13 protein-coding genes are annotated in these 22,799 nt (G+C 64.9%); 9 read left to right on the forward strand and 4 right to left on the reverse strand.

Translation table 11 applies throughout. The annotated features are described in order from the left end of the window. Positions 1 to 15: 15 nt before the first annotated feature. Entirely contained in the window at positions 16 to 942 is a 927-nt protein-coding gene (locus EV138_RS27005) for a carbohydrate ABC transporter permease (protein ID WP_238158372.1), read from the reverse strand. Then, positions 923 to 1,846, reverse strand: coding sequence for a carbohydrate ABC transporter permease (locus tag EV138_RS27010; RefSeq protein ID WP_202866835.1), 924 nt, complete (start codon positions 1,844 to 1,846; stop codon positions 923 to 925). The genes EV138_RS27005 and EV138_RS27010 overlap by 20 nt, the downstream gene beginning before the upstream one ends. A gap of 78 nt (positions 1,847 to 1,924) precedes the next feature. Here EV138_RS27010 and EV138_RS27015 point away from each other — a divergent pair, with 78 nt between their 5' ends. Both EV138_RS27015 and EV138_RS27020 read left to right on the forward strand, forming a co-directional pair. Then, on the forward strand, positions 1,925 to 2,953 hold the full coding sequence (locus EV138_RS27015) for a LacI family DNA-binding transcriptional regulator (RefSeq protein WP_238158373.1): 1,029 nt from the start codon (positions 1,925 to 1,927) through the stop codon (positions 2,951 to 2,953). Between the two features lie 47 nt (positions 2,954 to 3,000). Further along, positions 3,001 to 3,774, forward strand: coding sequence for an alpha/beta fold hydrolase (locus EV138_RS27020; RefSeq protein WP_133981541.1), 774 nt, complete (start codon positions 3,001 to 3,003; stop codon positions 3,772 to 3,774). A 33-nt stretch (positions 3,775 to 3,807) separates the two neighbouring features. Here the strand turns inward: EV138_RS27020 and EV138_RS27025 are convergent, their stop codons facing one another. Then, positions 3,808 to 4,503: a CHAP domain-containing protein gene (locus EV138_RS27025; RefSeq protein WP_133981542.1), complete on the reverse strand. Its 696-nt coding sequence runs from the start codon at positions 4,501 to 4,503 to the stop codon at positions 3,808 to 3,810. A 184-nt stretch (positions 4,504 to 4,687) separates the two neighbouring features. On the opposite strand from EV138_RS27025, the gene EV138_RS27030 reads away from it, so the two are divergent. Next, positions 4,688 to 5,356, forward strand: a complete 669-nt coding sequence (locus tag EV138_RS27030; protein WP_238158374.1) for an NBR1-Ig-like domain-containing protein — start codon at positions 4,688 to 4,690, stop codon at positions 5,354 to 5,356. Here the strand turns inward: EV138_RS27030 and EV138_RS27035 are convergent. Then, positions 5,353 to 5,856: a GbsR/MarR family transcriptional regulator gene (locus EV138_RS27035; protein ID WP_133981544.1), complete on the reverse strand. Its 504-nt coding sequence runs from the start codon at positions 5,854 to 5,856 to the stop codon at positions 5,353 to 5,355. The two genes, EV138_RS27030 and EV138_RS27035, sit on opposite strands and share 4 nt — an antisense overlap. A gap of 97 nt (positions 5,857 to 5,953) precedes the next feature. On the opposite strand from EV138_RS27035, the gene EV138_RS27040 reads away from it, so the two are divergent. From EV138_RS27040 to EV138_RS27065, 6 genes are all read left to right on the forward strand, one after another. Then, positions 5,954 to 6,865 (forward strand): ABC transporter ATP-binding protein, encoded by a 912-nt coding sequence (locus EV138_RS27040; RefSeq protein ID WP_133981545.1) that lies wholly within the window; start codon positions 5,954 to 5,956, stop codon positions 6,863 to 6,865. Then, complete coding sequence (locus EV138_RS27045; protein ID WP_133981546.1) at positions 6,862 to 8,463, forward strand: ABC transporter permease; 1,602 nt, start codon at positions 6,862 to 6,864, stop codon at positions 8,461 to 8,463. The genes EV138_RS27040 and EV138_RS27045 overlap by 4 nt, the downstream gene beginning before the upstream one ends. 214 nt (positions 8,464 to 8,677) lie before the next feature. Continuing rightward, complete coding sequence (locus EV138_RS27050) at positions 8,678 to 12,280, forward strand: hypothetical protein (RefSeq protein ID WP_133981547.1); 3,603 nt, start codon at positions 8,678 to 8,680, stop codon at positions 12,278 to 12,280. Positions 12,281 to 12,618: 338 nt separating this feature from the next. Next, positions 12,619 to 15,336: a LamG-like jellyroll fold domain-containing protein gene (locus tag EV138_RS27055; protein ID WP_166678695.1), complete on the forward strand. Its 2,718-nt coding sequence runs from the start codon at positions 12,619 to 12,621 to the stop codon at positions 15,334 to 15,336. A 32-nt stretch (positions 15,337 to 15,368) separates the two neighbouring features. Continuing rightward, entirely contained in the window at positions 15,369 to 22,088 is a 6,720-nt protein-coding gene (locus tag EV138_RS27060; RefSeq protein ID WP_166678696.1) for a polymorphic toxin-type HINT domain-containing protein, read from the forward strand. A 17-nt stretch (positions 22,089 to 22,105) separates the two neighbouring features. Continuing rightward, on the forward strand, positions 22,106 to 22,585 hold the full coding sequence (locus EV138_RS27065; RefSeq protein WP_133981550.1) for a hypothetical protein: 480 nt from the start codon (positions 22,106 to 22,108) through the stop codon (positions 22,583 to 22,585). Positions 22,586 to 22,799: the final 214 nt, after the last annotated feature.

Here is a 22,799-nt window from a genome sequence, read left to right on the forward strand (position 1 = left end):
CTCCTCAGGGGTGAGTCACTTCTGGGTCGTGCTGCCGAGCGAGCCGAGGCCCTGGATGAAATAGCGCTGCGCGGCGAAGAAGAGGATCAGCGGCGGCAGCATGTAGAGCAGGTTCGTGGCCATGTAGTAGCTCCAGTCCGGCGTCTGCCCCGCGAACGGGGAGATGAACGACGCCATGCCGACCGACAACGGCCATTTGTCGGAGGAGTACAGGTAGACCAGCGGATTGAGGAAGTCGTTCCACGAGGCCTGGAAGGCGAGGATCGCCATCGTGATCCAGGCCGGCTTGGTCAGCGGCAGCATCACTTGGGTGAAGATCCGGAAGTGGCCGGCGCCGTCGATCTTGGCGGCCTCGTCGATCGAATACGGGATGGCCAGGAAGTACTGCCTCGCCAGGAAGATGAACAGCGGATTGCCGCCGAAGAAGGCCGGCACGATCAACGGCAGCCAGGTGTCGTACCAGCCGATGCTCTTGTACAGCTGGAACAACGGGATCAGTCCGACGACGCCGGGCAGCAGCATGCTGCCGACGAACAGGTAGAACCACATCTTCCGGCCGGGGAACCGCAACCGGGCCAGCGCGTAACCGGCCATCATCGCGGTCATCACGCCACCGAGCACGCTGAGCGCCGTGATGATCGTTGAGTTGAGCAACAACCGCGGGAAGTGGATCGCCTGCGGGCCCTTGATGAAGTTGCCCCAGTGGAACTCGTGCGGGAGCAGCTTCGGCGGCACCTCGAACACGGCGGTCCGGCTCTTCAGGCCGATGGCGATCATCCAGAGCAGCGGCACCACCATCACGGCACAGATGAAGAGCGCGGTCGCGTACCACGACGCCGTACCGAGCGGGCGGCGCTTCTTCGGCCGGCGGACCGGCTCGTCGAGTACTCCGGCCAGGGCGAGCGGAGTCTCGGTGGCAGGGTCAGTCGGGAGTGTTGTCACTGTACGTCCAGAGCGAGGAGAACTTCGCGGTCAGGGCGATCACGGCGATGATCAGGAGGAACAGCACCCACACCTGGGCCGAGGCGTAACCGAGCTGCGGAATCCTGCCCAGGTTGGAGAACCCGTTGTTGTAGATCGAGAGCATCAGCACGTTGGTGCTGAAGCCCGGGCCACCGCCGGTGAGGATCTTCGGCTGGTTGAAGGTCTGCAGCGCGGCCGTGGTCTGCAGGATCACCTGCAGCAACATGATCGGGCTGATCATCGGCAGGGTGATCCGGAAGAACACCGAGTACGGTCCGGCACCGTCGACCTTGGCCGCCTCGTAGAGCTCGGTCGGGACGGCCTGCAGGGCGGCGAGGAAGATGATCATCGTGCCGCCGACGCCCCACAGCATCACGATCACGATCGAGGGCATCGACATCGACGGGCTCTGCAGCCAGGAACTCGTCGGCAGGTGCAGCTTCGCGAGGATCGTGTTCGCCAGGCCCACCTGGGGATTGAGGATGAACTTCCACAGCGTGATGGTGGCGATCGCGGGCAGGACGACGGGTAGATAGGCCAGCGTCCGCACGATCCGGACACCGGCGAAGCGCTGGTTGCAGAACATCGCCAGCGCCAGGCCGAGGCCGAGCGACAGCGGGACGTACAGCACGACCAGATAACCCGTTGCCTTCAGCGACGGCCAGAACGCCGGGTCGACGGTGAACAGCCGGCGGAAGTTGTCCAGGCCGACGAAGACCGGATCGGTGAGCCCGTTGTACTTCGTCAGCGCCAGGTAGAACGACCGCACCAGCGGATAGGCCACGAAGACGGAGAACCCGATGATCGGCGGCAGGATGAACAGGTACGCCGCCCGTGTATCGGAGCCGGCACTGCGGCTCATCCCGACTCGGGAACGATTCATCCTGCCTCCTGGACGGTAACGTTTCCAAACGCTTACTGTTGTGTGACGATGCCGTGTCGCGAGAGGGAAGTCAACCCTGTGTCCGAAACGTTTCCAACGCAAGCGGGAGCCGGCCGCCCGACGATGATCGACGTCGCCAAGGCGGCCGGGGTCGGGCTCGGCACGGTGTCCCGGGTGGTCAACGGCGGGGCCGGGGTGCGCGAGCAGACCGCCTCGCGGGTGCGGGCCGCGATCGACCAGCTCGGCTTCCAGCGCAACGAGGTGGCCCGTGCGCTGCGGCCCGGGAAGAAGTCGTCCAGCCTCGCCCTGGTGCTCGGTGACCTGACCAACCCGTTCTACGCGACGATCGCGAAGGCGGCGCTCGAAGTGGCCGGCCAGGACGGGTTCGCGGTGGTGCTCGGCTCGGTCGACGAGGACCCCGAAGGTGAGCGCCGGGCGATCCAGGAACTGATCGGCCGGCAGGTCGCCGGGCTGATGATCGTGCCCGACCAGGGCGATCATTCCTACCTTGCCGGTGCCGGGGTGCCGGTCGTCTTCGTGGACCGGCCGGCGCACGGGATCGACGCCGACATCGTCACGGTCGACAACGAGGGCGGCGGCCGATTGGCCACGGAACACCTGCTGGCGCAGGGACATCGGCGCATCGCGATCCTGCTCGCGCCGTCGTACCACACGACCGGGCGACGGTTGCGCGGCTACCGGCGGGCCCATCGCGGCGCGGGCATCGCGGTCGACGAGAGCCTGGTGGTCCAGCTGCCGGAAGGTACGGCGGAGGCCGCCGAGAAGGCGACCCGCGAGCTGATGCACAAGCCCGATCCGCCGACCGGCCTGTTCGCGTCCACCAACTTCGTTGCCGAGGGCGTCCTTCGGGCGCTGCGCGAGGTCGACCGGCAGCCGGCGGTGGTCGGCTTCGACGACTTCCGGATGGCCGACATGCTGCCGACCCCCGTCACGGTCGTTGCCTCCGACACCGCGGAGCTCGGCCGGATCGCCGCCCGGCTGCTGCTCGACCGGGCTTCCGGCGCGGACACCCGCGCACCCCAGCGCATCGTCCTGCCCTGCGCTCTGATCCAGCGCGGCTCGGGCGAGGTCCCCGTTCTGCCCTAGGGATAACAACGCCCGACCGGGTGTGCGGCGTGGGTACTTTCGGTGCTGTGATCAGCGACGTGGACGGACTGCCGGTGTACTACGAGTCGTTCGGCGAGGGGAGGCCGATCGTCTTCCTGCCGGGCTGGGGCAACGCGAACGGCGAAGGCCGCGACGTCCACGAGCCGGTCTTCGCCGATCGGCCCGGTTGGCGGCGGATCCACCTCGACCCACCGGGGACCGGCAAGACCCCGTCACGAGAGTGGATCACGGATCAGGACGGGATGCTCGACGTGATCGCCCGGGCGATCGACGGTGTGATCGGCTCTTCCGCTTTCGCGGTCGCCGGTACGTCGGCCGGCGGCCTGCATGCCCGTGGGTTGGTCCGCCGGGACCCTGAGCGCATCTTGGGATTGATGCTCCGGGTGCCGGGCGTGGTCGTCGATCGCTCGCAGCGCCAGTTGCCGCACGACCTGCCGGCCCAGTCGCCGGAGTACGAGGCGGCGCTGCTGGAGAAGCAGAAGGCCTACTACGATCCCGCCGAACAACAGGCCGATCTGGAGTTCCTCGGTGCGATCCAGGGCGATGTCACTCGCTACTCGTTGTCCGGGGACCTGTCCGTGCGGCTGGAGGCGCCGACGCTGATCGTCACCGGGCGACAGGACGTGATGACGGGCTATGCGGATGCCTGGTCGCTGCTGGACGACTACCCGCGCGCGACGTACGCAGTACTGGATGAAGCGGATCATGATCTGCCGGTACGGAACCACGCGCTCTACCGGGCGCTGGTGGCCGACTGGCTCGATCGGATCGAGGGACAGCTGGAGGACCCGGCCGCTTGAGGGGCGGATGCGACCGGGTCCTGGTTCGGTGGGTCAGAAGTTGGGCCAGGCCCAGCCGAGGTAGCTGTTGAAGTAGGGCAGTGCGCGGGTGCCGATCGCGCCGCTGACACTGGTCGCCCAGAAGGTGCCGTCGCCCTTGGCGAGACCGACGTGGCCGTACGGCGCCGCGAGGTCCCAGAACACCAGGGCGCCCTTCGGCGGGTGCAGGTCGCCGGGGTGGGCGGCGCCGCGGGAGACCGCGTCGTTCCAGTCGATCTTGGCCGACCCCCAGACGAGGTCCTTGCCGTAGGAGTTCTCGGCGGCCTTCTCGCAGTAGCCCTGGTACGCCGTCGAGCCGCTGCGGGCGGCGTACCAGGCGATGGCTTTGTCAGCGCGTGGATTGCTGGTGCACAGCGGCGCCACCAGGCCGGTGCTGCCGGTGTTGACGTAGGAGTCGGTGATGAAGCCCTTGCCGGGGACGTGGTCCCAGATGAGGCTGCGACCGTACTTGCCGGTGACGGGCTCGCCGTAGATCTGGCAGTCGATCTCGACCGCGCCGTTCGGCTGGTTGCCGACGATGCCGAACGTGGTCGCGTTGCCGGACCGGATGGCGACTCCGGTCCCGCTGTCGGTGACAACGGTGCCGGTGGCTGCGTTGGCCGGCAGGGTGACGGCGCCGACGGCGGCGACGCCACCTACCAGCGCGGTCGTGGTGATTCGGGCGATCGTGGTGAGGAGGGCGGTCCGCATGTTCAGATCCCTTCACTGGCGTCGGACCCGGGGCAGGTCCTTGGCGATCTGGCAGTGGAAACAGAGAATCAAAGCGTCACCGTGTTGTCGCAGTGGGCAACGAAAACTTATGACGGACAACCGAGTAGTCTCTGTGAACGAGTGACCACCGGGAGAAATCGTGAGGCCAGCGCAGGCTCGCTCCGTGATCGGCAGTCGCATGCGGGAACTCCGCGAGGCGGCCGGCGTGCCGCTCACCCGCGCCGCCATCCTGTCCGGCTGGGACAAGGGCCACCTGTCCCGCGTCGAGCGCGGGCACACCAAACCGAGTCGCGAACTGATCGAGTGGTACGACGAATCGTTCGGTGCCGGCCAGTCGCTGGTGAACCAGTCGGTCGAGTTGGACGAGGCGGTCCGGGTCGGCAAGGACATGTCGCTGCGGGACATGCGCCGGCGCGGGTCCGTGCTGCACCCGATCCTGCTCGGCGGGTCCGTGCCGGCCGACCATCATCCCGAGGACCGCGCCGAACTGGTGGGGGAGACCGTGCCGGACGGCACCCGGGTCTGCCGCGATCAGGAGTTCGAGAAGAGCTGGGAGATCCGCAACAGCGGCGAGCGGGTCTGGAAGGATCGCTGGCTGACGCGGCAAGGCGCCGCCGGGACGCCCGGCTGGATGCGGTCGCCCGCGCGCACCAGGCTGCCGGACGCAGTACCGGGTGAGGTCGTGACGGTGCGCATGCGGCTGCAGGCCCCTTCGCAGGTGGGCGCGTCGACGGCGTACTTCAAGGTCACTGACGAAGAGGGCAGGCTCTACTACCCGGGCCTGGAGTCACCGCCCGTCTACTGCACGATCTTCACCGTCTACGAGCTCTAGTCGGCGAACTCGGCGTCGAGTTCGGCGTCGATCTCGGCCTTGCGCTTGACCCAGCGCTCGCTCAGCCCGTCGACCTCGGCCTGGATGAACTCGAGGAAGCCCATCGTCGCCCGGAGCCGGCGAGCGGTGTCGGTCCCGGTGCCGGCCGCCTCGAGCATCAGTTTGACGCTGTCCTCCCAGCGGGTCAGGAAGCGGTCCTGGCGCATCATCGACTCGTACCAGAAATCGTCCTGGACCACGTAGACGTCGCGCCGGCTGCCGGGGTCGCGTTCCCGGCTGGCCAGCCGCATCTGGAGCAGATAGCGGACCGCCCCGGAGATCGCGGCCGGGCTCGCCTGGAGTTGGTCGGACAGGTCCGCGGCAGTCATCCGGCCCTGCTCGCTGCCCAGGATGGCGGCGAAAACGCGGGCGGCCATCCGCGGCCAGCCCGTCTCGGCCAGCAGGTTGCCGAACTGCTCGGCGTACCGCTGGACCGCCTCGTCGTCTCGGTGTGCGCTCACCACCCCATCATCTCCTCCCGGTGACCGAAAAACCTGACTTGTGAGAGACGCGTTAGAAAGATTCACAAACTTCTGAATGAAGTGTACCTTCTGAAACATGACATCAGCCATCGTCGTCTCCGGACTGCACAAGTCCTTCGGGAGTACCCACGCCCTCGACGGCCTCGACCTCGACGTCGCGACCGGCGAGGTGCACGGCTTCCTCGGCCCGAACGGCGCCGGGAAGTCCACCACCATCAGAGTCCTCCTCGGGCTGCTCAAGGCTGACGCGGGGGAGGTGTCGTTGCTCGGTGGTGATCCGTGGCGGGATGCGGCGCAGTTGCACAGGCGGCTCGCCTACGTTCCCGGCGACGTCAACCTGTGGCCGAACCTGTCCGGTGGCGAGGTGATCGACCTCCTCGGCCGGCTGCGCGGCGGGCTGGACCCGAAGAAGCGCGACGACCTGCTGCAGCGGTTCGACCTGGACCCGACGAAGAAGGGCCGCGCGTACTCCAAGGGCAACCGGCAGAAGGTCGCCCTGGTTGCGGCGCTCGCCTCGGACGTCGAGTTGCTGATCCTCGACGAGCCCACCTCCGGCCTCGACCCGCTGATGGAAGAGGTGTTCCGGCAATGCATCGAGGAGGAGCGCCACCGTGACCGGACCGTGCTGCTCTCGTCGCACATCCTGTCCGAGGTCGAGGCGCTCTGCGACCGGGTCAGCATCATCCGCCGCGGCAAGGTGGTCGAATCCGGCACACTCGCCGGGTTGCGTCACCTCACCCGGACCTCGATCGAGGCGGAGCTCTCGTCCGCGCCGGTGGGACTCGAGCGGCTGCCCGGCGTACACGCGCTCGATGTCGAGGGCAACCGGGTGCGCTGTGAGGTCGACACCGCTCAGCTGGACAGCCTGATGAAGGAACTCGCCGGGGCGGGGATCAAGAGCCTGGTGGCCCAGCCGCCGACCTTGGAAGAGCTGTTCCTGCGGCACTACGAAGACGACGGGGTTGCGTTGGAGGCGGCGTCGCGATGAACGACTTCGCTGGTACTGCGACGTTGGTGCGCCTCGCTCTGCGGCGCGACCGGGTCTTGCTGCCGATTTGGATCCTGGTGTTCGTCTCGATGGCGGCCGGCTCGGCGCAGGCGTCGATCGACCTCTACCCGGACGTCGCCTCGCGGGTGTCCGCGGCCAACACGACCAACTCGTCACCGGCCCTGGTTTCCTTGTACGGAAGGATTTTCGACCCCACCTCGCTCGGTGAGGTGTCGTTGTTCAAGCTGACCTCGTTCGGCGCGCTGCTGGTTGCGCTGCTCGCCGCGATGCTGGTCGTGCGGCACACCCGCACCGAGGAGGAGGCCGGGCGACTGGAGTTGCTGAGCGCCGGCGTACTGGGCCGGTACGCCGCGGTGACGGCTGCCCTGATCGTCTCGGGCGGCATGGTGATCGTGCTCGGCCTGCTGACTTCGCTGAGCCTGATCGGTGTCGGGCTCGGTGTTTCGGGGTCGCTGGCTTTCGGGTTGGTCTGGATCACGGCCGGGCTCGTCTTCGCCGGAGTGGGTGCGGTGACGGCCCAACTCACCGAGGGTGCCCGTGCCGCGAACGGGTTGACGGCCGTAGTACTGGGTGTCAGTTACGTACTCCGCGCGCTCGGCGACTCGGCTGCTTCGGACGGTCCGCGGTGGATCTCCTGGCTGTCGCCGATCGGGTGGTCGCAGCAGATCCGGGCTTATGCGGGCGACCGCTTCTGGGTCGCTTTGTTGCCCTTGGCATTGATGGTGATTCTGGTGGCAGCGGCGTACCGGCTGCTCAGCCGGCGCGACATCGGTGCGGGTCTGGTCCGGCCGCGTCCGGGGCCCGCTACGGCCTCGCGGTGGTTGCGCTCACCGCTGGCGCTGGCCTGGCGGCTGCACCGAGGTTCCTTGTATGCCTGGGGATTCGGGTTCCTGCTGCTCGGGTTCATCGTCGGCAACATCGCCAGCAACGTGGAAGGCTTCGTCAACAGCGACAGTGCCCGCAAGATGGTCGAGAAGCTCGGCGGCGTCGAGGGAATCACCGACGCCTTCCTGTCGACCGAGATGGGCATGCTCGGGCTGATCGCCACCGCCTTCGGCATCCAGGCCGCGCTGCGCCTCCGCAGCGAGGAGACCTCTTTGCGCGCAGAACCCTTGCTGGCAACAGGAATCACCCGCACCCGCTGGCTGGCCAGCCACGTTCTGATGGCGCTGTTCGGCACTTCCGTCCTGGTCCTCGTCGGCGGCCTGGGTTCCGGCATCTCCAGCGGCGCCTCCCTGGGCAACATGAACCGCCAACTCGGCCGCATGCTCGCCGCCGCCCTGGTCCAGCTCCCAGCCATCTGGCTGGTGACAGCCTTGGTAGTCATCCTCTTCGGCCTGGCCCCCAAACTCGTCACCGCCGCCTGGGCCCTCTTCGCCGCCTTCCTCCTCCTGGGCCAGTTCGGCCCGATCTTCAACCTCCCCCAATCGGTCATGGACATCTCGCCCTACGCCCACACCCCCCGCCTCCCCGGCGGCACCTTCACCCTCACCCCCGTCCTCGCCCTCCTGGCCATCGCCGCAGCCCTCCTGACCGCCGGCTTCGCCACCTTCCGCCACCGAGACCTCACCACCTGACCCAGCCGCGGGGTGGGCCCGGTCCGAGGGGTCCGGCCCACCCCGTACTCCGCCCGAAACCACCTCCTGCGCGGACCCCAACTGCAACAAGCGGCAATTCCGGCCCCGCGGCCCCCACTCCCTGTTACGCTCCCCGCGCTCGGGGTGAGCATTCTGGGGAGGATCTTTGTCAGCCAAGCCCAGCGCGCGTTCCGTCGCGCCCAAACGGTCTCGCGTGTTCGTTCTGATGGCGATCGTCGTCGCCTTACTTGGCGCTCTACTGCAGCCGGCCACGGCCACGGCCACGGCCACAGCCGCGGATCCGCAGCCCACGCCAACGCAGCCCGGCAAGGCCGGTCCCGCCGCGCCTCCCGCGGGCAAGAAGGCAAAACCCGAGCACGCGCGCCCACCGGGCCTGGAACTGACAAGACCGTCGAAGTCCACCGCTGAGACCATCGCCGCGTGCTCCGGCGCACTGGGCGGCGGCGTCATTCTCACCTGTGACTCGGCCACTTCAGACGACGTTCACACGTACTCCCTCACCACGGCGAAGCCACAGGAATCGGTGCTCTTCCGGCTGACCGGCATGCCGGACCTGCACGTCGAGGCCTACGTGCCGAACGGTGACGAGTCGACCTGCTTCATCCAGCAGGGAACGACCAAATGCGACTTCGCCGTACCCGGCACGCACACCGTGACTCTCCACGTGTACAGCGGGAGCGGTTCGTACAAGTTCTCGGCAGTCGGTCTGGACGACGCGCCTTGCAAGACCTTGGCCGCACATGACCTCGCGGTCGGGTCCGCCGGAACGCCGGGCCAGCTCGTCGACGGTCAATTCGGTGACTGCTTCCAGTTCAGCGGTGCGGCCGACGAAGTGTTCCGCTTCGGCGCCGCCGTCAGTACCGCGGTGGTTTACGACGCGTCCGGCGCCGTTGCCTGTTCGCCCGAATGGTCAGGCCGACTGGCCTGCAAGCTGACCGGTACCGGCCCGTACCGGGCTTTCGTGACCCAGCTTGCCGGAGTCAACACCGGATACACCTTCCATTTGGTGAAGCTGAACTCACCGGTCGGCTGCGCACCGTTGCCGCTCGCACCCTTCGGCGATCCTGGCGACGCGGTAGCGACCGGTGACCTGGCCCTGGGGCAGATGGCTTGCCGGACGGTGACGGCGACGGCCGGAAGGCACTGGATCCAGAATGAGAACAGCGTTCCGGACCAACCGGCTGCCGACAGCGAGGTCTACGGCCGGCAGGGCGAAGAGGCTTGTACAGAAGGCACCTCTCGGCAGACGTGCACCTTGGCTGCTGACGGTACCTACACCATCCTGCTCGAGAACCGCGAGACGGCTGCCGGCTTCACGTTCCGGCTGTCCGTGCTGGAGTTGGCCAAGAGCACTGGCTGTGCTCCAGTAGTCGGGACGAGATGGGATCTTCCGCAACTGCACAAGACCGCCGCCTCCACTCTCAGCCTGGACTGCCAGCCGATCGACGCAGTGGCCGGCGAGCGGATCCTCGCTCGTCAGGTGGTGGAGTCCGACGGCCACTTCACCACCATCGTGGACGGATCAGGCGAAGACGCCTGCGACCCCGAGGGCAACTACGACGGCTGCCTGTTGAAAGGCACCGGTCCCTTCCGGGTGTTGTCGGGCGCAGCCGTCGGCGATCCCGAGTACGTGCTGGACATCGGGCGGCTCTCCGACCCGATCGGGTGCACGTCGGCTCAAGTGAGCTCTTTCAACCAGACGCCGCCGACAGCCCCGGCCGGGAGTCGCTGCCGGACGTTGACGGTCAGCACGCAAGCGCAGTACGTCATCGATGACGGCACCGGCCACAGCCGCGGTGCCTACGGCGAAGACGGCGTCGCTCGGTGCAGTGATCTGCCCAACTGCGAGTTGCCTGCGGGCAAGTACACGATCGTCGCCTCCGCTACGACACCGGTGTCCATCTTCCCGATCACCTCGACAGCAGGGTGCGCCGCCCAGCCGGCTGACACATTTGCCGCGCGGAGCGGCGTGCTGGCCGGCCGTGCGCAGTACGACTGTCTGACGCTGTCCAGCGCCGTCGGCTCCGAGGTGCTGCCGGTGGAACCTGCCGGCCGGATGAAGACCGAAGGCCGGATCGTCGACGCGGACGGCAGCTACGTGTGCGGTTGGCAGTCGTGGCTCGACCCCTCCACCTGCAAGCTGACCGGCCAGGCACCATATCGAGCTCTGATCCACCGCAGCCCGTACCAGGAGAACAACAACTACTCCTTCGCTGTGCCGCGGATCGACTCACCAGGCCCTTGTGCCGCATTTCCTCAGCACGATTTCAGTACGACGACCGGAACTGCTCTGACGCTCAATGCAGCGAGGTTCATCACCTGCCTCACGATCGCCGCGGGCAGCCACAGTGCGATGGAGGCGTTCCAGTACGCCCGGACGGCGACGACCGGCATGGCCCGCATCTTCGTCAAGACGCCGGGGGAGGGGCTGTGTGACGGACCTGCCGGTACGGCGGAGTTCACCTGGTGCCCGATGACCGCAGGGAAGGCGTACACCGCTCTCGTCGTGGGCAGCGACCAGTCGGCGGCGTACCAGGTGGCGCGGCGCGACATCACCTCGACTGCCAAGGGGTGTTCGGGAATCCTCTCGAGCAACATTGGCGCCACGGCCGGCACCGGCACCATTGCCGATGGGGCGGCTCTGCGGTGTTTCCGCGTGACGAGTGCGGCAGTCGACCAGTACGTCGTGAACACTCGTGGCGCGGCCAGCGTCGGGGCGACGGTCTTCCGTCCGTCGGGTCAGATCGTCTGCAAGACGTTCGGAGAGCTGCGGTGCTCGGTCAACGGCTCCACCGGCTATCAGGTGATCGTCTGGAGCGACCCGAACTTCGGTACGCCGGGCGCGTTCAAGCTGGAAGCGGCGCGCCTCTCGACCGCGGCCGGTCCCGCTCCGGAATGTGTACGGGCGCCGTCCGCTGCCTACGGATTCGGCCCGTTGACCGGCGAGGTGAACGCCACGAAGACGATGAACTGCGTGACGTTCCCGCTCGGGAAGACCGACCAGGTCAGCGGCACCGCGGTCAATACGGTCAGCGGCGGCCCCGTCCCGCATCTTTACGGCCGTTCGGCCAACGGGGCCGACAACTGCATGTGGGGCGCCGAGCCGCTCGGCACTTTCGACTGCTGGGGAAACTTCGAGGCCGGAACCGTCTCCGAGATGATGTTGTTCGGGTTGCCCGAGACGCAGACCAGCTTGAAGTACACGGTGTCCGCCACGTGTCAGCAGCCGTTGTGTGGGGGAGCCGTCTTCGGGGTCACCAGTGCGGCGCCGAAGACCGGGGTTGTCGGGACGACGGTGAATGTGACGCTGAAGGGGAGCGCGTTGCATTCCAAGGATGTGGTGCGGTTGACGGCGGCGGGGAAGCCGGCGATCACCGGGGTGATGCGTTCGGTGACCGCGGATCGGACGACGTCGGTGTATGCCTTCAACCTCACGGGTGCGGCGCTCGGCGTACGGAATGTAGTGGTGGATTCGTTCGCCGGTGCGTCCGCGACATTGCCGAACGCGTTCACCGTGCTGGGAGCGGCATCCCGGGCCACCAAGGCTCCGGTGCTGAGTCAGACACCGCAGGTGAATCACACCGTGGTGGTGTCGACAGGCACGTGGTCGCCGACATGCTCCTCGTACGGCTACCAGTGGTACTCCGGCGGCGTGGCCCTCACCGGAGCAACCAAGACCAGCTTGTTGCTGACAGCATCAACCGCCAACAAGACCCTGTACGCCGCCGTCACCTGCACCCGCCCCAGCTACGCCACAGGCCGAGCCCTCAGCAACACCGTCACCGTCCGCCCCTGACCGCAGAGGACTGGGCCCGTCCGGATCGTCTCGGCGCGGGCCCCGTCGACTGCGCCCGAGCTCGGTGGCGTATGCGACGGTCCAGGTGACGCAGAAACCGACGAGCAGTGTGACCCAGATCATCCGGACCCATGCAGTTTGGCACCCGAACTGTATGGGTTGTCGCTGTTGGTCACAATCAGCGATCTCTAGGATCCATAGCGCATCAACGGGCTCGGGGGCGAGTCTTAGGAGCAGTGGGGCCGATGTATCGGTGGGGTCTGTCCAATTTCAGCGGATCGATGACGCGACGTGCGATTTCAGCAACGTGTGCGTTGACAGCGGGGGTCTTGGGGTGGTTGGCCGTTGCGCCGGGAAGCCATGCTCCGGCGGCCGCTGTTGCGAACGTTGCCGACAGCCGGTCTGCAGTTCAGCAAGCGGCCGATTCGGGCGCCCCGGTCGAGGTGCTGCAGAAGCGCACCGAAGACTCGAAGACGTTGGCGAATCCGGACGGCACCTTCACCCTCGAGCAGTCGGCGGTGCCAGTCCGCAAGAAGAAAGACGGTCAGTGGGTTGATCTCGACCCCACCTTGGCTCGCGGCCAGGATGGCTTGATCCGGCCGAAGGCCACCGCGGTCGACATGGTGTTTTCGAGCGGCGGTACCGGTCCGCTCGTAGTTCTCGACTCGGACGACAGAAAGCTGAAGCTGACCTGGCCGACCGCACTGCCGACCCCGACCGTTCAAAGCGACAGCCTGACCTATCCGTCCGTATACCCAGGTGTTGATCTGCGGATCAGCGTCACGAAGGAATCCTTCTCCGAGGTTCTCATCGTGCACACCCGGCAAGCCGCGCAATTGCCTGAGCTGCAGCAGGTCCAGCTGGCGCTGGATGCGCCTGGTCTGCAGATGCGCCGGACAGCGGGGGGAACCGTAGAAGCAGTCGACAACTTCGGCGAGGCAGTGTTCTCGGCGCCAAAGCCTGCGATGTGGGACTCCAGTGGAGACGGCGACCTACAACCGCCGTCGGCCGATCGTACCGAGGAGCCGCTGGAAGGTGACAGCGTTGCGACCATGCCCGTGGCTGTGACTCAGAACAGCTTGACGGTCACGCCCGTACGGTCCCTCATCGATGATCCAGCAACGGTCTACCCCTTGCATGTAGATCCGCCTTTCACCGGAGTTCGGGTGGCGCGGTCAATGATCAATGAGCACTATCCGACCACGTCCAGTTGGGGCTGGGGTGGTGACGAGGGTGTCGGTTACCAATCGTACGAACCGTGGAGCCGCAAGCGCCTCCTCTTCGGGTTCAGCGTCGGTCAGATCGCCGGTGCCGATGTTCAGTCCGCCGTCTTCAGCGCCTACGAAACCTGGTCCGCCTCCTGTACTCCGAAGGTGGTCGAGGTCTGGAAGGTCGCGAAGTTCACCGACGCGACGACCTGGAGCAACGGCTCCGGCTCCGGGATCTGGAAGCAGAAGCTGAGCTACGCCACTGCGGCGCATGGGCGTGATGGCTGCGATCCCGGAGGCTACTGGGTACCGTTTGCGGTTCCGACGGCTGTTGATGAGGTAGTCAGCGCGCACGGTTCGACCGTCTACCTAGGAATGCGCGCGTCCAGCGAAACCGACGAACTGGCCTGGAAGCGATTCCGCTACGACGTCAAGCTATCGGTCACCTACAACTACCCGCCGACCATCGTCGATCCACATACCAAGGATCCTTACACGGCGTGTGTGACGACCAGCGCAAGCGATCCCGTGATCGGCGACAACACGCCGATTCCGGTCGTCTCGATCGTCGATCCGGACACAACTGATGATGGCCAGCATGTGTGGGCCGACTTCGAGATGCGTCGGGCAGTCGACCAATCTCCGTTCTTCACTTACACCACTGCAGCCAAGAAGGGCGGCTCGGGTATCTACTTCGAACCGCCGCCCGAGGCAGTCGCCCATCAACCTTTGTGGTCGAACACGACCTATGTCTGGCGGGCTCGTGCACACGACGGTGTCACGACCTCGCCCTGGTCGACAGGTTGTCTCTTTTACGTAGATACCACCAAGCCTCTGGCGCCGATCATCACAGTAGAGCCGGTTGCCTCGAGCTATCCGATGAACCAGCCCGTCACCATCCGACTGTCACCCAACGGGGAAACTGATCTGACGAGATATGGCTACGCCATCAACGACGACGCACCAGGACCAAACTCGCTGTCCTTGTCGGCGGCCTCGTTCACGACGACCCCTTCGGCGTTCGGCACCTGGTCTGTCAGTGCTTGGAGTTACGACCAGGCAGGAAATCAGAGCGCCCAGAGGACGACGGTCCTCCGAGTTCAAGGTACTGATCCGGTCGGCAGGTGGCCTATGGACGAGGGATCGGGCGTGTTCACCGCAGATGAGGGCAGTGGCAAGCACGGAATGAATCTCAGTCCCCAAGCCACCTGGGAAGAGGGCAATCACGGTGCCTCAGAAGGAGACCACTCCGTCTATCTTCACGGCCTGCAGACCAGTGGCGATACGACCGCGACGGCAGCATCCAACATCATCGATACCAGCCAGAACTTCACTGTCGCGGCGCGGGTCAAATTGGACATCAAGAGCAACCGTCAGGTCATCGTCAGCGAAGATCAGCCCGGGAGGAGCAGTTTCGCTCTCGGTACGAGTGAAATGACCTGGACCGGCAGGGATGGTTCGGAACCGGAGGATCAGTCCGACCGCTGGGTCAAGTGGAACTTCACGGTCTCGACCAGCAACGGACCTGTGACCGCCGAGACTGATTTCGTCAACTACCGGGCCGGCGACTGGGCCCATGTGGTGGGGGTTTTCGACAGATCAACGCGCGATCTGAAGATCTATGTCAATGGCATCCAGCAGCAGAAGAAAGAGGGCGGAACCGCGCTGTCCACGAAGATCCCGGTCAGGACTTCGGTTGTGGACGGAACCGGCCCGTTCCGGACTGGGTTCGGCATCGACAACAGTGCCGTCAACTACTGGTTCCGCGGCCTCGTCGAGGACGTCAACATCTACGACGGGCTGATCGGCGATGACGCAATCCAAGCCCTTGCGCTAGGCAACAACTAATGACTGACAACGCCAAATCACGGAGCGCACATATGCGACGTTTCAGGTCTATTCTGGTCACCCTCATCGGCATCAGTCTCGTGGCCGGTGTGGCCTCCTACGTGCCAGAAGCTGAAGCGAAGGCCTACAGCAGGCCGGCCCCGGCGACGCAACAGGACGAGTCTGTCGTCGGCCATGACCTGCAGGTGCCTCCGACCGACCGGCCGGATCCAACGGCGGTTGCAGCCCAGAAGGAAACGCCGCGGCCGATCTGGCCGGGAGCGTCCGATGCGACGGTCACGCTCCCGACGCCAGCCAAGGCTCTCGCTGCAACGCCAACTCCGGTATCTCTACAGCGGGTCGGGGACTCACCGGTGTCCGTGTCTCCGGCTCCGGCGGACGGGAAGGCCAAGTCATCCGATGCTCCCTCCTCGGTTCGCGTGGAGGTGTTCGACCAGCAGCGGACGCAGGAGCTGGGTGTCAAGGGTCTCGCGCTCCGGCTGGCCCGTACCGACGGAGTGGCGTCGCCGGGTCGGCTCCGTGTGAAGGTCGACTACTCCTCATTCAGGTACGCGTACGGAGCGGACTGGGGAAGTCGCCTCCGACTCGTCCAACTTCAGTGCTCGAGCGAGAAGACCTGCGAGCGGTCAACCGTCGTGCCGAACGGCGCGAACGATGGTAAGGCCGGAACCTACACGGCCGATGTCGCCGTCGCTGAAGGTGTTTCGGCCTTCGCGTTGTCGGCAGCTCCGTCAGGCCCATACGGCTCCTACGCCGCGTCCACCCTGGCTGCCGCCTCTACCTGGAATGTCGGCAAGCAGACTGGCGACTTCACATGGAGCTATCCGTTCCGCATGCCACCCGGCACCGCCGGCCCTCGTCCTGAGTTGTCGATCGGGTACTCGTCAGGTTCGGTGGACGGCCAGACCGCCTCGACCAACAACCAACCGTCGTGGCTGGGCCAGGGGCAGTCTCTCGAGGCCGGCTTCGTTGAGCGCAAGTACGTGTCCTGCGCGGATGACATGGGCGCGGGCGCAAACAACACGACCAAGACTGGCGACCAGTGCTGGAAGTCGAACAACGCGACGTTGTCGCTGGGCAGCCATTCGAGCGAGCTCCTCTGGGATGCCACCCAGGAGACGTGGAAGCTCCGCAAGGACGACGGTTCCCGGATCGAGCACCTGACCGGAGCCGTCAACGGTGACGGCGGTGAGGACATTGCCGCCGGCAAGGGCGATGGTAAGGGTGAGTACTGGAGGCTGACGACCGCCGACGGCACGCAGTACTACTTCGGCCTCAATCCTCCCGCCTATGCGACGACACCAACCAATTCGGTCGACACAGTCCCTGTCTTCGGCAACAACTCCGGCGAGCCTTGCTATAAGGGCGGCACTGCTTTCGCCACGTCGTACTGCCAGCAGGCTTGGCGCTGGAACGTCGATCGTGTCGTCGATCGGTCCGGCAACGTGATGACCTATCGGTACGTTAAAGAGACGAACAACTACGGCCGGAACAACAACACAGCTGTTTCGACCTACGATCGCGCGTCATATCTCAGTTCCATCGAGTATGGCGAGAAGCTTGGCGCCGACACCGGTGTACCGCCGGCTCGGGTCATCTTCGGCGTGACCGAGCGTTGTCTGCCCAGTGGCACACTCACTTGCGCACCTGCCCAACTGACAGCCGCAACTGCAACAAGCTGGCCGGACGTTCCGTTCGATCAGATCTGTACCTCCGCCAGCACCTGCCCGAATCAGACGTCACCTGCCTTCTTCACGAGGAAGAGGCTGTACACGCTCTACACCCAAGTGCTGACACCGGACGGCACAGCGCGCACAGTCGACAGTTGGGCCTTCACCCAGACCTTCCCGGACCCGGGCGACAGCACGGCGCCGGCGCTCTGGCTGAACAGCATCCAGCACACGGGGATGGTGGGCGGCCAATCCACAGATCCGTTGGTCAGTTTTACCAAGATCGCCAAGCCGAATCGGGTTGCGGGGTTCCTCGCGGGTGGCTTCCCGATGAACAAGTACCGGGTCTCCAGCGTGAAGACAGAGTCCGGTGCACAGATCTCGGTCAACTATTCAGGAGCTGAGTGCACCTACACGGCGGTGAAAGATGCCGATCCGGCGACGAACACCCGGCGCTGCTTCCCGGCGTACTGGACGATCGAGGGAGGCAGTAGTCCAACGCTGCATTGGTTCCACAAATATGTCGCAACGCAGCTGGTCGAAGACGACCTGGTCACCGACGCACCAGACAAGGTCACGACGTACACCTATTCAGGCGATGCGGCCTGGCACTACGACGACAACGACCTGACACAGCCCAAGTACAGAACATGGGGTGACTGGCGCGGCTACGGAACGGTGTATGAACAGGTCGGGCCTGTCGGTCTACAGACCTCGACAAGCACCCTGTACTTCCGTGGCATGCACGGAGATCGCGCGTCCGCGTCCGGTGGCACCAAAACTGTGAATGTGGTCGACTCTGCGAAAACCTCGTACGCCGACTTCGAGCGGCTGAACGGCTACGTGCGGGAGGAGATCACCTACAACGGAGCGGGCGGTGTCGAGGTGACCGGCACAATAAACACGCCTTGGCTCAAGCAGACTGCAACCGGTGATGGCCACGCAGCCACTCTTCTCAACACGTCGTTCACCCGGATTCGCACACGGCTGGCGGATGGCAGCTACCGAGTGGCCGGTGTCGACACCGACTTCGACACCTTCGGAATGCCTACAGCGATCAGTGACATCGGCGATGTGTTGAAGGGCGACGACGATCGCTGCACACGGTTGACGTACGTCCGCAATCTCGACGCGGGCGTCGGCATCACGGACACCGTGAGTCGTGAAGAGAAGGTCGCAGTCAGCTGCGACCTCACCCCCAACCGGCCGGCGCAGGTGATCTCTGACGAACGCACCTATTACGACAAGCACACCGACCTGGCAGCGAAGCCGACGGCGGGCCTCGTAACGAAGGTCGAGACGATGACCGGTTGGAACGGCGCTGCGGTGTACGAGCAGCGCACGCGGATGGCATACGACACGCTCGGTCGCACGGTGGAAACTTACGATGGCCTCGATCGGCTGACGAGCAGCGTGGAGTTCGTTCCGGCGACCGGCGGACCAGTTACTCAGACGAAGACGACAGATGCCGCGGGCAACGTCAGTGTGTCGACACTCGAGCCCGCTTGGGGATCGCCGACGGTCGAGGTCGACCCCAACGGCAAGCGGACGGATCTGGCCTACGACGCTTCGGGTCGCCTGACAGGCGTCTGGCTGGCGGATCGACCGAAGTCGGCAGGAGGCATCGCGTCGGTCAGCTTCTCCTACCTGTTGTCCAACACGGCCGGGCAGCCGAACGTGGTGACTACGCAGGAACTGAAGCCGAACGGCGCGTACAAAACCACCCAGACGCTTCTGGACGGCCTCCTCCGGCAGCGGCAGGTGCAGACGCCGGGAGCCAACGGCACCGGACGCCTCATCACCGACACCAAGTACGGAAGCCGGGGTGTCGTAGCCAATGAAGGTGGTCCGTACTACGAGGCCACCACTGCGCCAACCAACAAGGTGTATGACGTCCTCGAGCAGAACCTGCCCGCCCAGACCGTCTACACCGTCGACGGTGTCAACCGAGTCACGACTGCAGTGTTCAAGACTGAGGGCGCCGAGCGCTGGCGCACTTTGACGTCGTACGGAGGCAACTACGTGGCGGTGGATCCGCCCGCAGGTGCGACGCCGACGATGACCTTCAGCGACATTCGGGGCAACACGACTGAGCTGCGTCAGTATCAAGGCGCCGACGCGACCGGCGCATACGACAGCACGACCTACACCTACACTTCCGACGACCAGTTGGCCACGGTGAAGAACGCGGGCAACAGCGTTTGGACCTACACCTATGACCTCCGTGGCCGACAGATCTCGGCGAGCGATCCGGACAAGGGCACGACTACGTCGACGTACGACGACGCCGACCGTTTGGCGTCGAGCAAGGACGCCCGCGGGCAATCACTGTTCTACGACTACGACGTTCTCGACCGTAAGACTGCCGTACACAGCGGCTCTACCACCGGCCCTGTGCTCACTTCATGGAAGTACGACTCACTCGGCAAGGGTTTGCTGACCTCGTCGACACGAGTGGTCGACGGCAACAGTTACGAGTCCGCGATCACCGGGTATGACGACCTGAACCGGCCGACCGCGACCCAGATCACGATCCCTGCGTCTGAGGGCAAGCTCGCCGGCGTCTACACCTCGTCGACTGAGTTCAACCCTGACGGGAGCGTTTCGAAGGTCAAGTTGCCTTCGGTGCCCGGGCTTCCGCAGGAGACCGTTCAGACGATCTACGACCCGGCCGGCAACCTGCAGGCGGTCGGCGGCTGGACTTCGTACGTGGTCGGCGCACAGTACTCCTCGTACGGTGAGCCGACTCGCTACACCATGGGCGACGTCATTGGACACAAGTCGACCTTCCAGGGGTTCACGTACGAGCCTGGAACCCGGCGCCTGACGAGCATGAAGGTCGACAGGGAGAGCCAGACAACGACCGATGACGCCTTCAACTACACCTACGATGCCGCCGGGAATATCACTGCGCTGGCGCACTCGCAGATGCAGGGCGCGAGTACGGATCGGCAGTGCTTTGCCTACGATTACCTGCGCCGGATGACGGAGGCACGTACGACGTCGAACGCGTCCTGTGCGACTGCGCCGACGACCGGGACGATGGGTTCGACCTATCCCTACTGGCGCGGTTACGAGTACTGGAAGTCGGGCAACCGCTCGAAGGTCACCGACTATGCAGCCGCCGGCAACACCACCACGACGTACGCATACCCCGTCGGAACTGCGCCGCACCCGCACGCGGTAACAGGCGTGAGTTCAAGTGGCCCAGCGGGAACTTCGGCTGACACATACGGCTACGACGCGGCGGGCAATATGTCGACGCGGACTGTATCCGGCGATACGGACACCTTCGCTTGGGATGCAGAGGGTCGGCTGCAATCGGTGACCGGAGCGGCCGGCAAGACCGACTTCGTGTATGACGCCGAGGGGGAGCGGCTGATCAAGCACGACCCGACGGGGGCAACCTTGTATCTCGGTCAAACCGAGATCCGACTGGACAAGGCTGCAGACTCGGTTTCCTCGACGCGCTACTACCAGTTCAATGGCGCGACGGTTGCGATGCGGACGAGTTCAACGCAGGTGACGTCCCTGATCGCGGACCCGCAGGGCACCGCGACCGTCAGCGTGGACGTCCAGACTGATCAGCTGGTCCGTCGTTGGATAGATCCATTCGGTGTTCCTCGTGGCGAGGACGCAAACTGGAAGTCGGACGCGCGCGGGTTCGTCGACGGCAAGTTGGATGATTCCACTGGTCTGACGCATCTGGGTGCCCGGGAGTACGACCCGAAGCTGGGCAAGTTCATCTCGGTGGATCCGTTGGTGGACATCACGGATCCGCAGACGCTGAACGCCTACGCCTACTCGAACAGTAACCCGGCCACTTTCAGCGATCCCGACGGCACCATGTTCCTTGGCAGCAAGGGCGACGAGGGCACCGAGTCCCGCGGTACGACGTCGGTCGTCGAGCAGAAGCAAACCCAGAAGAAGAAGACCGGCAGCTACTGGCTCCCCTACAAGGGTTACAGCGGCAAAGAGATCACCAACGAGGCCGAGGCTGACATCGAGTCGAAGATCACGGCTCATTCGGAGACGGTGCGGGTCGCGAAGGAGCGGATCAAGCGAGTCATCAAGGACCTGGTGAAGATCGTCGCTGACGAGTTGGGCATCACCGACGCCTTGAACTGCTTTACGAACGGCGACATCGGCTCCTGCGTCGCAACCGGCGTCACCATCTTGGCCTCCTTCGCCGGCGGCATAGCCGGCAAGATCCTCGCCAAATACGGCTCTCCTTGGAAGTGGAAGAAGGGCATAGAACTAGTCGGCAACCTCAAGAACCTAGCCGGCAAAGCCATCACCGCCATCAAGGACCTCCTGAAGGCCGGCAAATGCAACTCCTTCGTCCCAGGCACCAAAGTCCTACTCGCCGACGGCACCAGCAAACCGATAGAACAGGTGAAAGTAGGCGACAAGGTCAAGGCGACCGACCCAGCAACAGGCAAAACCAAGGCCGAACCAGTGGTCGCAACGATCATCGGCCAGGGCGCCAAACACCTGGTCAACGTCGCCGTCACCAGCGGCAAACCCGGCGGCGCTACCACAACGGCCAACCTCGTCGCGACCGACGGACACCCCTTCTATCTTGCGTCCGAACACCGTTGGGTAGTCGCCACTGAACTGACAACCGGTGACAACCTCCAACCATCGACGCCGGGGGTCGAAAGTCATGTCACCGCCATCACCCGCTACGACGCCACCGCTCGAGTCCACAACCTCACCATCGGCGCCATCCACACCTATTATGTGCTCGCAGGCGCCACACCCGTCCTCGTACACAATTGCGGCGGCCCCGTGCATCTGTCGGATGAAGTAATCGACACGCATGTTCTGCCGAATCATGGCGCAGGCACACCGGGCGAAGGGACAAAGTTCCACGAGGACCTCGATCCGGACGACTTCGGATCGCTTGCGAACGAGGCAGTAAGCGGATCGCCGGTGCCAAGTCGGGTCGACTCGGTGACTGGCAACCATGCTCACGACCATGACTTCGGCCCCGGTCGGACGATAAGTGAAGACGGAAGCACTAGGATGCGTGTCTGGGTTGATCCAGACCGTAATGTACGTACGATGCACCCGCTATAGCCTCGAAAGTGAAAGCCATGTCGCTAGAGATCAAGCATTGGCGCGAGGCGCCGCCGAATCGAGTGGGTTGGGAGCACCGTCGAGCGCCTGCCCAAGCCAGCAGTGCCGACTTGCTGTGGTATTTCTTTCCCGGAGACGTTGAGGTGGCTTATGGTGGCGCCGCCTTAGCTTCCAGGGGTGCGTCGGTGCCGGCACTGCATTTTGTCGCCGGAATAATCGGAGCCAGAGACACCCTGGCTGCCGGTGACGACGCTCGGTACACGTACAGTTTTACAGAAGCCGATCAATGGATTGACTTCTGGGCTGATAAGAAAGTCCATATTGAATGCAATTTTTCAGACAGCGTATTGACCATCCCGCTTGAAGAATTTTCGCGTGAAGTGTGCGACTTTGCTAGACGTGAAATCGACGATCTAGTGCTTGAGTATCCCGCATTGCTGATGCATCCGCTGGTGCGTGATCTTCTGCGCAAATGCGACGATGGCAAGGTGATATAGCGTTTGCCTCGATGGCGGGAGGCCGGAATTCGGCAGTAGTCGAGTCGATGGTCTATCGAGGCGTTGGGATACTCTCGGTTCCCCGCGGGCCGGGGTTGGCGTTATGCGTAACGACCTATCCCGGCTGCCGGGCGACGACCCGCGGGAGAATACCAGCAAGGGCTTCCATGGCGCCGAGCGCCGGTTGACCCGACACCCGGCTCTGTGGCCCGCC

Origin of the sequence: Kribbella voronezhensis, assembly GCF_004365175.1 — a bacterium.
Taxonomy (GTDB): domain Bacteria; phylum Actinomycetota; class Actinomycetes; order Propionibacteriales; family Kribbellaceae; genus Kribbella; species Kribbella voronezhensis.

Coding starts and splice junctions, on each gene's coding strand:
- EV138_RS27010 (WP_202866835.1), bottom strand. CDS start 1,846: ATGAATCGTTCCCGAGTCGGGATGAGCCGCAGTGCCGGCTCCGATACA.
- EV138_RS27025 (WP_133981542.1), bottom strand. CDS start 4,503: ATGCGGACCGCCCTCCTCACCACGATCGCCCGAATCACCACGACCGCG.
- EV138_RS27040 (WP_133981545.1), top strand. CDS start 5,954: ATGACATCAGCCATCGTCGTCTCCGGACTGCACAAGTCCTTCGGGAGT.
- EV138_RS27045 (WP_133981546.1), top strand. CDS start 6,862: ATGAACGACTTCGCTGGTACTGCGACGTTGGTGCGCCTCGCTCTGCGG.
- EV138_RS27060 (WP_166678696.1), top strand. CDS start 15,369: ATGCGACGTTTCAGGTCTATTCTGGTCACCCTCATCGGCATCAGTCTC.
- EV138_RS27065 (WP_133981550.1), top strand. CDS start 22,106: ATGTCGCTAGAGATCAAGCATTGGCGCGAGGCGCCGCCGAATCGAGTG.